Here is an 11,900-nt window from a genome sequence, read left to right as displayed (position 1 = left end):
TTCGATCCCGTCGGCATGGAGCAGGCCAAGGGCGAGCTGCCGAACATCACCTATTGCGAGGACGCCTATTCCTGCGCACAAGGCGCCGATGCGCTCGTCATCGTCACCGAATGGGTGCAGTTCCGCGCGCTCGATCTCCACCGGCTGAAGGCGGCCATGACCCAGCCCGTCGTCGTCGATCTCCGCAACGTCTACCGGCCCGAAGACATGGAAGCCGCCGGCTTCACCTACGAGAGCATCGGCCGTCCGCCGGTGCAGGGCTGATAGCCACGCATTGTTGTCATACCCCGCGAAGGCGGGGTATCCAGTATGCAGAGATCCTCGGAATGGCCGGGATCTGAGTTGACTGGATCGTCCGCCCTGCGCGGACGATGACGGACCGAGACTTTTGCCCCGCAGCTTCGACACGCCCCTCCCAATCGATGCCGTGCTCGACGATCTCTCGCGCACGCTGGAGGCGCATAACGCCGCCGTGCTGGTGGCGCCGCCCGGCGCCGGCAAGACCACGCGGGTGCCGCTGGCGCTGCTGGATGCGCCCTGGGCCGTGGGCAAGAAGATCATCGTGCTGGAGCCGCGGCGTATCGCTGCCCGGGCCAGTGCCGAGCGTATGGCCAAGTCGCTTCGAGAGCGCGCCGGCGAAACCGTCGGCTACCGCGTCCGCTTCGGCTCGAAGATCTCGCGTACGACGCGCATCGAGGTGGTGACCGAGGGCATCTTCACCCGCCAGATACTCGACGATCCCGAGCTCTCCGGCATCGCGGCGGTCCTGTTCGACGAATTCCACGAGCGCTCGCTCGATGCCGACATGGGCCTCGCGCTGGCGCGTGACGCGCAAACCGGCCTGCGCGAGGATCTGCGCATCCTCGTGATGTCGGCAACGCTCGACGGCGCCCGCGTGGCAAAGCTGCTCGGGGACGCGCCCGTTGTCGAGAGCGAGGGCCGCGCCTTCCCGGTCGAGACGCGCTATCTCGGCCGCAAGGCGGATGCGCCGGTGGAGCGGCAGATGGCGGATGCGATCGCGTCCGCGCTGCGCGCCGACAGCGGTTCGGTGCTGGCGTTCCTGCCGGGCGCGGCCGAAATCCGCCGCACCCAGAATTTCCTCAGCGAGCGCGTTCAGGATGCCAGCATCGAAATCGTACCGCTGTTCGGCGCGCTCGATGCTGCCGTGCAGGACCGCGCGATCGCACCCGCGCCGAAGGGCACGCGCAAGGTGGTGCTGGCGACCTCGATCGCGGAGACCTCGCTCACCATCGAGGGCGTGCGCATCGTGGTCGATTCAGGCCTCGCCCGCGTGCCGCGCTACGAGCCCGACATCGGCCTGACGCGGCTCGAGACCGTGCGCGCTGCGCGTGCGGCGGTGGACCAGCGCCGCGGCCGCGCCGGCCGCATCGAGCCCGGTGTCTGCTACCGGCTCTGGGACGAGCCGCAGACGGCCTCGCTTGCGCCCTACACCCAGCCGGAAATCCTCAGTGCCGACCTCTCCTCGCTGGTGCTCGATCTCGCGCAATGGGGCGTCGCCGATCCTTCGGCGCTGTCATTCCTCGATCCGCCGCCGCAGCCCGCCTGGAAAGAGGCGAAGAGCCTTCTCTCCGAGCTCAACGCGCTCGATGGCGACGGGCGCATCACCGCCGAAGGCAAAAGCCTGCGCGCGCTGGCGCTGCCGCCGCGGCTGGCGCGCATGATCGTGGATTCGCATCGCGTCGGCAGCGGCGAAGCCGCCGCCGAGATCGCGGCCATCATCACCGAGCGCGGGCTCGGCGGCGACAGCGTCGATCTCGAGTACCGGCGCGATCAGTTCCGGCGCGATCGCTCGCCGCGCGCCGCGAGCGCGCGCGATCTCGCGCGGCGCTGGGCTTCGCAGGTGGCGGCGTCGGAGAAGGCCGCAACCGGACAGGATGATCTCTCGACCGGCCTGATGCTCGCCTATGCCTTCCCGGACCGTGTCGCGCGCAATCGCGGCAATGGCACCTTCGTGCTCGCCAATGGTCGCGGCGCCGCGGTGGAGCAGACTTCGTCGCTCGCGCGCGCGCCCTACATCGCAATCGGCGAGATGACGGGCACGGCGGCGAGCGGCCGCGTTCTGCTGGCAGCGCCGATCAGCGAAGACGACATCGAGCGGCATTTCGCCGAGCATATCGAGACCGTCGACGAGATCTCCTTCGATCGTGGCGCGATGGCGCTGCGCGCGCGGCGCAAGCGCGCGCTGCATGCGATCACGCTGTCTGAGGCAACACTCGCGGTGTCGCCTTCGGAGGAGACTGCGCGTATCTTCGCAGATGGGCTGATTGCCGCAGGTCTCGACCGGCTGCCCTGGTCGAAGGCCGCAAAACAGTGGCGCGACCGCGTGATGTTTCTGCGCAAGGCCGAGGGCGACAGCTGGCCCGATTTGTCCGACGACGGACTGATCGCGCGGCGCGACGACTGGCTGGTGCCGGCGCTCTACGACAAGATCGCGCTGAAGGACATCTCGGCCGGCGATCTCTCCGACGCGCTGATGGCGCTGTTGCCCTGGGAGATGCGCGCAAGGCTCGATCGCGAGGCGCCGACGCATTTCGAGGCGCCGACCGGCAGCGTGCTCGCGATCGACTATGAGGCCGAGCAGGGGCCGACCATCGCGGTGCGGCTCCAGGAGTTGTTCGGGCTCAACACCCATCCGTCGATCGCCGCCGGCAAGGTGCCGCTGGTGCTGGAATTGCTGTCGCCGGCGCAACGCCCGGTGCAGGTGACGCGCGACCTCCCCGGTTTCTGGCGCGGCAGTTACGCCGCCGTGCGCTCCGACCTGCGCGGCCGCTACCCGCGCCATCCCTGGCCGGAGGATCCGGCGAGCGCGCTGCCAACCCGGCGGGTCAAGCCGCGCGGGACCTGAGAAGCCACGAAGACGCATTAACCCTCCGCTCATCCTTTTCGTCAAAATAGCGGCGCTCTGACCGCAGCGTCGCTCGCGGCCAGACGTGTCGCGTGGTGAAATCGAGCTTTCCGGCTCGGAAGTGGTGTGATGCGTAACATAATGATCCTCGCGGCCATCATGATCGGCCTCGGCACGTTCATGGCGCAGATGGCGGACAGGATGAGTTCCGCCTCCGCGACGTCAGCGCCGCGCACGACGATTGCGGTTGCTGCGACGGCGCCGGCCGGTGGGCGCAGCCTCGCCATCTCCCGCGATGGCCGTGGCCATTTTCAGGCCGAAGGCCGCATCGACGGCCAACGGATCGGCTTCATGATCGACACCGGCGCCTCCGTGGTCGCGCTGAACGAGAGCTCGGCCGCCCGCTTTGGCCTGCGTCCCTCGCGCGGCGAGTACAACGCCACCGTCTCGACCGCCAACGGCACCATCAAGGCCGCGCGCACGCGCATCGCCATGCTCGAGGTTGGCGGCCTCGTCGTGCGCGACGTCGACGCCATGGTGCTGCCGGACGAGGCACTGTCCGAGAACCTGCTCGGCCTCTCCTTCCTGTCCCGCCTCAAGCGCTTCGAATACGCCAACGGCCAGATGGTGCTGGAGCAGTAAGCGGCTTCAAGGGCTCTCACCGCGCTGACGAACGGTCGTTCGCACCGATTTTTTCAGGACGGCATTGGCGGAAGTCTCGCGCCGGGGCCGCGTTTCCCCGTTACCAAACTGCCGCAATTATAAGCCATAAGCTGCCATTCCCGCCTTCCGCTGCGGCCCGGCATTCGCTAAGGCTGCATCAATTCCCGCCATTTTCACGAGACCGTCTCAATGTTCCCCAAGCCGAAATCCGTCTTGTTGCCCAACACCTATGCCTTCGAATCCGAGCCGATGGTGAAGGCTACGGGTTTTCGCGAATACGACGCGCGCTGGTTGTTCCAGAAGGAAATCAACCTGATGGGGATCCAGGCGCTCGGCATGGGGCTGGGCGCCCTGATTGCGGAGCTCGGTGTCAAGCAGGAGATCGTCACCGGCCATGATTTCCGCGGCTATTCGGCCTCGATCAAATATGCGCTGATTTCCGGCCTGATGGCGGCGGGCTGCAAGGTGCACGACATCGGGCTCGCGGTGACGCCGATGGCCTATTTCGCGCAGTTCGACCTCGACGTGCCCTGCTGCGCCATGGTCACGGCCTCGCACAACGACAATGGCTGGACCGGCGTGAAGATGGGCGCCAACCGCCCGCTGACCTTCGGCCCCGACGAGATGACGCGGCTGAAGGAGATCGTGCTCAACGCCGAATTCAAGAACAAGGCCGGCGGCTCCTACCAGTTCCACGAGAATTATCCGGCGCGCTACATCGCCGATCTCACCGGCCGTCCGAAGCTGACCCGCAAGCTCAAGGTCGTCGCCGCCTGCGGCAATGGCACGGCCGGCGCGTTCGCGCCGCAGGTGCTGGAGGCGATCGGCTGCGAGGTGATCCCGCTCGACACCGAGCTCGACCACACCTTCCCGAAATACAATCCGAACCCGGAAGACATGGAAATGCTGCACGCGATCCGCGACGCGGTGCTGCATCACAAGGCCGATGTCGGTCTCGGCTTCGACGGTGACGGCGATCGCTGCGGCGTCGTCGACAACACCGGCGAGGAAATCTTCGCCGACAAGGTCGGCGTGATGCTCGCCCGCGACATGTCGGCGATCCACAAGGACGCGCAGTTCATCGTCGACGTGAAGTCGACCGGCCTGTTCGTCACCGATCCCGTGCTGCAGAAGCAGGGCGCCAAGGTCGCTTATTGGAAGACCGGCCATTCCTACATGAAGCGCCGCACCCACGAGACGGGTGCGCTCGCGGGCTTCGAGAAGTCCGGCCACTTCTTCTTCAACAAGCCGTATGGACGCGGCTATGACGACGGCCTGGTGTCGGCGCTCGCGATCTGCGACATGCTCGACCGCGCGCCGGGCAAGTCGATGGCCGATTTGAAGAACGCGCTGCCAAAAACCTGGTCGTCGCCGACCATGTCGCCGCATTGCGCCGACGAGACCAAGTATGGCGTCATCGACCAGGTGGTGAAGCATTTCGAAGGCTTGCAGGCCAAGGGTGCCAAGATCGAGGGACAGGCGATCCGCGATCTCGTCACCGTCAACGGCGTACGCGTCACGGTCGAGGACGGCAGCTGGGGCCTGGTACGCGCGTCCTCCAACAAGCCCGAGCTCGTCGTCGTGGTCGAGAGCCCGGTCTCCGAGCAGCGCATGCACGACATGTTCGAGATGGTGAACAGCGTGCTCCGCACGCATCCCGAAGTCGGCGCGTACAATCAGACGATTTGAGCGGCGGCATCAGGGGAGCACAACCCGCGCCGCAAATCTCCGCTGTCATGCCCCGGCTTGCCGCCTTCACTGGAGTACCCTGGTGGCCTCGGCGTAGCGTTGGCGGAGCCGGGACCGGGGCATCCAGTACGCCGCAGCTTCTCCGTATCCAATCGCCGCCTCTGGAATACTGGATCGCCCGGTCAAGGCCGGGCGATGACAGCTTCCTTGTGGTGAGGCCTGCGAACTAAGCCTCTAAGCCGCCACCACCGTCGGGATCGGCAGCGCGGTGACCGACTTGATCTTCTCCATCGCGAAGCGCGAGGTGACGTTCTTCAGCGGCACGGCGCTGATCAGCTTCTTGTAGAACACGTCATAGGCCTGCATGTCGGCGACCACGACGCGCAGCATGTAGTCGACGTCGCCGGCCATGCGGTAGAACTCCATCACCTCGGGCATGGCGCTCACGGCCTCGGCGAACTTCTTCAGCCAGGCGTCCGAATGGTCGGCGCTCTCGACCGACACGAACACGGAGATGCCGAGCCCGATCTTGTTCTGGTCGACCAGGGCGACCCGCTTCAGGATCACGCCGTCGGCCTCGAGCCGCTGGATGCGCTTCCAGCAGGGGGTCGAGGACAGCCCGACGCGGTCGCCGATCTCGGCGACGGAGAGGGAGGCATCCTCCTGGAGCACCATCAGAATCTTGCGGTCGATGGCATCGAGGCGGCGGCTGGTCTCGGGGAGTTGCACGGCGAGGTCAGTCATTTGAAGAACTTTGTTCCATTTAAGGGGCTGATTTCCCTGATATAGAGAAAATCTTTCCACGGCAAGCCTATAATCTCGACGTAACAGTGGAACCGCTCTAGAGCCTGCCTCGCAAAAGCTCTTCAACTTCAACGCGTTGTGGGGCGGCCATGCCGCCGCCATGGCGGGCGCATTTCAGCGCCGCGGCGGCCGCGGCGAATCGCAGCGCCTCCCGCACCTCCTCGCCCTCGGCGAGGCGAAGCGCGAAGGCGCCATGGAAGACGTCGCCGGCCCCGAGCGTATCGACCGCCTGAACCGGGAAGGCCGGTGTCTCCTCCAGCTCGCCCGCCTCGTCCAGCCAGATCGTGCCACGCGGGCCGCGCGTGGCGGCGAGGAAGGCCGGCGTCAGCCTGGCCAGGCGCTTCAACGCGCCACCGTCGTCGGCGACGCCGGCCGTCTCCTGCACCTGGTCGCTGGCGAACAGCAGGTGCGAGGCGGCCGTGAGCAGGCCGTCCTGCAACGACATCGCGCGATCGACGCCGACGATGACGGGAATGCCGCGCCGTCGCGCCTCGGCGCAGAGATCGATAGAAAGGGCGCCGCAGCGGCTCTCGACGAGGACCGCCCGGCAATCGGCGAGCAGCGCGTCACCGTCCGGCAGCTTCACGCTCCACAGGCCGGGATCGCGATAGATCGTCAGCGTCCGCTCGCCCGAGGGCTCGATCAGGATCGCCGAGACCGGCGTGGTCAGGCCGGGCATGCGCACCACGTGCGTCGTGTCGATGCCCTCACGGGCCATCTGTTCGAGAATGAAGCCGCTCGACACTTCCCGTGCATCGCCCATCGGTCCTGCGAAGGAGACCCGGCCACCGAGCCGCGAAATGGCGATCGCAGCATTGAGCGCGTTGCCGCCGCAGATCTCGGCCAGATGCGTGGCGTTGGCCTTGCTGCCGCGCGCGGGCACGGCCTCGACGCGAAAGGTGAGGTCGCGCACGGGAATGCCGATGCAGAGGATGGGCGGCGCGGTTCCTGATGTGGCCACCGGCGGCCCCAGCTTACGCGCCGGTCTTGTCGTGCACCCAGCGGCCGAGCAAATGGTGGGCGATCGCGAACGGATGCGGGCCGGCGAGCCCGTCCGGATGCGTCCGCGTCAGCATCAGCGCGGCCTCCTCGCGGGTGAACCAGCGCGCGTCCTCCAGCTCGGAATGATCGACGACGACGTCCTCGTTCAGCGCCCGGGCGCTGCAGCCGATCATCAGCGACGACGGATAGGGCCAGGGCTGCGTCATGTAATACTGCACGTCGGTGCAGCGGATTCCGGATTCTTCGAGGATTTCCCGGCGTACCGCATCCTCGATGGTCTCGGCGACCTCGACGAAGCCGGCGAGGCAGGAATACATTCCCGGCGGAAACTGCTTCTGGCGGCCGAGCAGGCACTTCTCGCCCGAGGCGACCAGCATGATCACGACGGGATCGGTGCGCGGAAAGTGCTCGGCCTTGCAAGCAGGGCACTCGCGCTTCCAGCCGCCTTCCTTCATCGCGCTCCGCGTGCCGCAATTGGCGCAATAGCCGTGGCGCTGGTGCCAGCTCACCATCGACTTCGCCATCGCGATCGCCGAGAGCTCGTCGGGCGGAATCGCGCCCTGCATCGCCATGCCGCGCAGCTCGGTGACGGTGTAGTCCTCGCGGCCGATCAGCTTCTCCGCCGCCGCCTGCGACATTCCCATGCCGAACACCGCGGCGCCGTCGCGCAACCCTAGGAAGATCGTGCCGGGGTTCGCGCCGCATTTCAGCGCCTCGTCTACTCCCAGCAGCGCGCGCGCCTTGTCGCCCTCGCGCTTCACCAGCAGCGAGTCGCGGTAGACGACATAGGCGCGCGACGATGGCTTCTGCTCCATGGCGAACAGTTTTTCGTCGTCGCGGCGCAGATGCGCGGCGCGATCGAGGACGTGAGTGACGAAGGCCGGCTGTCCCAGCGGAAACGAGTCGAATGCTGACATTTCTTGTTCTCAACCCAACCAGATCTTGCGGCGAAGCGCGCTGATGAAAGTCTGCACCTCGGTGGCGTCATGCGCCAAGGGCTTCATCACGCCCCAGACCGGCCGCGGCCATGCGGCGTCGCTGGTGCGGCGTGCGATGATATGGACGTGAAGCTGCGGCACGAGGTTGCCGAGCGCGGCGACATTGAGCTTGTCGCATTTGGTGATCTCTTTCAGCGCGCGCGAGACGCGGGAGATCTCCGTCATCAGTTGCGCCTGCTCCACCTCGTCGAGATCGATGATCTCGACCGCATCGGGCCGCCGCGGCACCAGCAGCAGCCAGGGATAATGCGCGTCCTTGATAACCAGGACCTTCGACAGCGGCAGGTCGCCGATGTCGATGGTGTCCTCTTTCAGGCGGGAGTGCAGCGACCAGGCGGGATCAGACATGGAGAGTTTCCGGATGGCCCGATGGGGGCGGGCGTGTTTGACCGGACCATACGATAGGGAGTCCCTAAGGGAAAGGTTAGGGGCCGCGGGGGCGGCATGCTCCGCTGTCGTCCCGGGGCGCGCAAAGCGCGAGCCCGGAATGACGGAATTACACCTCCGCAAGCACCCGCGCATTGGCGCGGACGGAGGCCTCGCTGACGCGGATGCCGAGACCCGGGCCGTCGGGCACCACCACATGGCCGGCGCGGTTGGCAACGCGCTCTTCCAGCACGTCCTCGGTCAGCACGTGATGCGGCATGTAGAATTCGCAGCCGAGCGAGATGCCCGGCGTTGCCGCGATCAGCTGCGTCCCGGCGGCAAGCCCGATGCCGCCCTCCCACAGCGTGCCGCCATAACCGGGCAGGCCGGCGACGTCGGCGATTGCCATGATCGCCTGCGCCTCGAACAGGCCGCCGGCCTTCATCAGCTTGATCGAGACCGCATCGGCTGCCTCGCGGCGCACCACCTCCATCATGTCGCGGCGGTCGAAGCAGCTTTCGTCGGCGAGAACGGGTGTTTCAAGCGCCGCGGTGAGCTGCGCCATCACGTCGAGAAATTTGCGCGGCACCGGCTGCTCGATGAAGGTCGGGGCGAACTCTTCGACGTCGCGCAGGATCTTGATGGCGCCGAACGGCGCCAGCGCCTGGTTGTAATCGACGCGCAGATCGACCTTGTCGCCGAATTCCTTGCGGATCGCTTCGAGGTGATCGAGGTCCTCGCGATGCGGTTTTACGCCGGTCTTGACCTTGTAGATGAAATTGCCGTCCGGAACCATTTTTCGCATGCGTTCGAGATCGGCGGCGAAATCGGGATCGGCGATGGAGAAGGAGAGGGGAATCGTGTCCCGCACGCGGCCGCCGAGCAGGTCGGCGACCGACAATCCTGACGACTTGCCGACGATGTCGAGCAGCGCCATCTCGATCGCGACCTTGGCCTCGGCATGACCGACCAGCGCACGGTCGAGTTCGGCCATCAGCGCGCGAATGCGGCGCACGGGTTTGCCGAGCATGATCGGCCGCAGATAGATGTCGAGCGCGGAGAAGGCCGCTTCCGGCGTTCCCGTGAACACTTCCCACGGTGCCGCCTCGCCCCAGCCGATCACGCCGTCGCTCGCGGTGAGCTCGATCAGCACGCGCTTCACCGTGCCCTTGACGTTGCCGACGCCCTGGAGGCGCGCCATCTTGATCGGGCTCTCGATCAGGAACAGCCTGATGCGTTCGACGGTTGCTTCGGTCATGTCAGGCCTCCGTTGACGTGCCAGACCTGGCCGGTGACGTAGGACGCCTTCGGTGATGCCAGGAAGGCGATGATTTCGGCCACTTCCTCCGGCCGCCCGCGGCGGCGCATCGGAATCAGCGCTTCGGTTGCGGCAATCTGCTCGGGCGAGAGCCGGCTCTCGCTCGGCTTGTCCTTGATGATGAGGCCGGGTGACACTGCATTGACGGTGATGCCGTCTTTTGCGAGCTCGATCGCGGTGAGACGCACCAGCGCTTCGAGCGCGGAGCGGCTCGCGGCGGTGGCGGCAAAGGGTGCGAATTCGGGCCGGATCGCATGCGCGACAAAAGAAGACACCGCCACGATCCGCGCATCGCGCCCGGCGCGCAGCAGCGGCAGCGCTGCGTCGACCAGCCGCGTGAACGCCAGCGCCGATTCGTCCATTGCCTGCCGGAACTGATCCGCCGGCGTGCCGATCGCGCTGCCGCGGCGGGCATGACCGCCGATCAGGATCAATCCGTCGAGCCGGCCGAAGGCGCGTTGCGCGGCGGCGACGGCGTCGGTGACGGCTGCTTCCTCGGCGAGATCGCCGAGGCACTTTGCGACGACCGCGCCTTTCGCTTCGGCTTCGGCCGCAGCGGCATCGAGACCTTCCGTGTTCGAGCGGGTGTGGAGCAGAAGCGCGGTGCCGGGGGCCGCGAGCAGTTTTGCGGTGGCGCGGCCGATGCCGCTGGCGGCACCGGTGACGAGATAGGCGCGATCGATATCAGGCATCACGGTGCTGCGTTGGCCGGCGGCAACGCGCCGGTGCGGTGGAAATGGCTGAGGAAGGCGCGCGTCGCGGCTTCCTGCGGATTGTCGATCACCTGTCGCGCCGGGCCTTCCTCGACGACGACACCGTCGCGCATGAAGATGAGGCGGTCGGCGACCTCGCGGGCGAAGGCGATCTCATGGGTGACGATCACCATGGTCATGCCCTCCGAGGCCAGCCGCTGCATGACGGCGAGCACCTCGCCGACGAGTTCGGGATCGAGCGCCGAGGTGGCCTCGTCGAATAGCATCACGTCCGGCTCCATCGCGAGCGCGCGCGCGATCGCGACGCGCTGCTTCTGCCCGCCTGAGAGTGTTGCCGGATATTGGTCGGCCTTTTCCGCAAGGCCCACCTTGGCAAGCTGCGCGCGCGCGAGCTTCTCGGCGTCCGCCTTGGCCATGCGGCGCACCGTGACGGGCCCCTCCATGACGTTCTGAAGCGTCGTCATGTGCGGGAAAAGATTAAAATGCTGGAACACCATGCCGGTGGTGGTGCGGAATTTTGCGAGCGTCTTCACGTCCGGAAGCTTCGCGCCTTCGCCGAATTGGAAGCTTGTGTCGCCGACGCGGACGCTGCCGCCGTCGGGCACGACCAGCAGATTGATGCAGCGGAGCAGCGTCGACTTGCCCGAGCCGGATGGGCCGATCAGCGCCACCACGCCCCCCTTGGCCACGTCGAGGCTGATGTTCTTCAAAACCTCGTTGCTGCCAAAGCTCTTGCGCAGGCTGCGGATCTCGATCTTCGCGGTGTTCTTGGGCGGCTCGCTCATTCGCTGACCGCCAGTCGCTTCTCGCCGCGGCGGACGAGGATGGTCAGGGGGATCAGGATCGCCGCATAGGCGACCGCGACCGCGGTGTAGGTCTCCAGCGGCCGGTAGCTGTCATGGGCGGCGACCTGGCTCTGGTAGACGAGGTCGGGCACGGCGAGCACCGAAACCAGCGAGGTGTTCTTGAACTGGATGATCGACTGGTTCATCAGCGCCGGGATCATGCGCTTGATCGCCTGCGGCAGCACGATGCGCCGCATGCTCTGCCCCGGCGTCATGCCGAGCGCGGCGCCGGCTTCGGACTGGCCCTTGTCGATCGAGATGATGCCGCCGCGGATGATCTCGGAATAGAACGAGCCGCCATAGAGCGAGAGCGCGAGCGCCGAGGCCGTGATCGGCGTCATCTCGACGCCGGCGAGGATCGGTAGCGCGTAGTAGAACCAGATCAGTTGCACCAGGATCGGCGTGCAGCGGAACGCCTCGATGAAGGTGAGGGCGAGCAGGCGTACCGCCTTGAAGCGCGACAGGCTGCCGAACGCGCCGAACAGGCCGAAGACGAGACCGAGCACGACGATGACCACGGTGAAGCCGACGGTGACGCCGAGCCCGTTGAGAAAGAGCCAGCGATAGCTCCAGAGGATGCCGAAGTCCCACTGATACATGCGTATTCTTACTCGTCGTGGGGGTGCCGTCATTCCG

Annotated in this window: 12 protein-coding genes; 4 read left to right on the top strand and 8 right to left on the bottom strand. The window is 66.5% G+C overall.

Annotated features, from left to right (window positions below; all coding sequences use genetic code 11):
* From AC5ZFO_RS41605 to AC5ZFO_RS41590, 4 genes are all read left to right on the top strand, one after another.
* A partial coding sequence (locus tag AC5ZFO_RS41605) for a UDP binding domain-containing protein (protein WP_496123661.1) occupies positions 1-264 on the top strand: 264 nt, incomplete at its 5' end.
* A 124-nt stretch (positions 265-388) separates the two neighbouring features.
* Positions 389-2,866: an ATP-dependent helicase HrpB gene (gene hrpB / locus AC5ZFO_RS41600; RefSeq protein WP_282519605.1), complete on the top strand. Its 2,478-nt coding sequence runs from the start codon at positions 389-391 to the stop codon at positions 2,864-2,866.
* Positions 2,867-2,995: 129 nt separating this feature from the next.
* Positions 2,996-3,508, top strand: a complete 513-nt coding sequence (locus AC5ZFO_RS41595) for a TIGR02281 family clan AA aspartic protease (protein WP_071909170.1) — start codon at positions 2,996-2,998, stop codon at positions 3,506-3,508.
* Positions 3,509-3,718: 210 nt separating this feature from the next.
* Positions 3,719-5,218 carry a phosphomannomutase/phosphoglucomutase gene (locus AC5ZFO_RS41590; RefSeq protein WP_282519606.1) on the top strand — a complete coding sequence of 500 codons (1,500 nt, stop codon included), beginning with the start codon at positions 3,719-3,721 and terminating at the stop codon, positions 5,216-5,218.
* Positions 5,219-5,452: 234 nt separating this feature from the next.
* Here AC5ZFO_RS41590 and AC5ZFO_RS41585 read toward each other — a convergent pair whose 3' ends face one another.
* From AC5ZFO_RS41585 to AC5ZFO_RS41550, 8 genes are all read right to left on the bottom strand, one after another.
* Positions 5,453-5,962: an Lrp/AsnC family transcriptional regulator gene (locus AC5ZFO_RS41585; protein WP_282519607.1), complete on the bottom strand. Its 510-nt coding sequence runs from the start codon at positions 5,960-5,962 to the stop codon at positions 5,453-5,455.
* A gap of 97 nt (positions 5,963-6,059) precedes the next feature.
* The gene (locus AC5ZFO_RS41580; RefSeq protein WP_282519608.1) at positions 6,060-6,983 is read right to left on the bottom strand and encodes a sugar kinase; all 924 of its coding nucleotides are present in this window, start codon (positions 6,981-6,983) and stop codon (positions 6,060-6,062) included.
* Positions 6,984-6,996: 13 nt separating this feature from the next.
* Complete coding sequence (gene nudC, locus AC5ZFO_RS41575; protein ID WP_208084085.1) at positions 6,997-7,941, bottom strand: NAD(+) diphosphatase; 945 nt, start codon at positions 7,939-7,941, stop codon at positions 6,997-6,999.
* 9 nt (positions 7,942-7,950) lie between these two features.
* Complete coding sequence (locus tag AC5ZFO_RS41570; RefSeq protein ID WP_063979832.1) at positions 7,951-8,370, bottom strand: HIT domain-containing protein; 420 nt, start codon at positions 8,368-8,370, stop codon at positions 7,951-7,953.
* A gap of 148 nt (positions 8,371-8,518) precedes the next feature.
* Complete coding sequence (locus AC5ZFO_RS41565) at positions 8,519-9,646, bottom strand: muconate cycloisomerase family protein (protein WP_282519609.1); 1,128 nt, start codon at positions 9,644-9,646, stop codon at positions 8,519-8,521.
* The gene (locus AC5ZFO_RS41560; protein ID WP_282519610.1) at positions 9,643-10,398 is read right to left on the bottom strand and encodes an SDR family NAD(P)-dependent oxidoreductase; all 756 of its coding nucleotides are present in this window, start codon (positions 10,396-10,398) and stop codon (positions 9,643-9,645) included. Before AC5ZFO_RS41560 ends, AC5ZFO_RS41565 begins: the two co-directional genes overlap by 4 nt.
* A complete protein-coding gene (locus AC5ZFO_RS41555; RefSeq protein WP_282519611.1) occupies positions 10,398-11,204 on the bottom strand; it encodes an amino acid ABC transporter ATP-binding protein in 807 nt (268 codons plus the stop codon). Before AC5ZFO_RS41555 ends, AC5ZFO_RS41560 begins: the two co-directional genes overlap by 1 nt.
* Entirely contained in the window at positions 11,201-11,863 is a 663-nt protein-coding gene (locus AC5ZFO_RS41550; protein ID WP_143846141.1) for an amino acid ABC transporter permease, read from the bottom strand. Before AC5ZFO_RS41550 ends, AC5ZFO_RS41555 begins: the two co-directional genes overlap by 4 nt.
* Positions 11,864-11,900 lie beyond the last annotated feature (37 nt).

The organism is Bradyrhizobium sp. Unk1, from assembly GCF_059512345.1.
The sequence above is the reverse complement of the archived record's forward strand: the minus strand, read 5'-3'. Positions and strand labels throughout refer to the sequence as shown.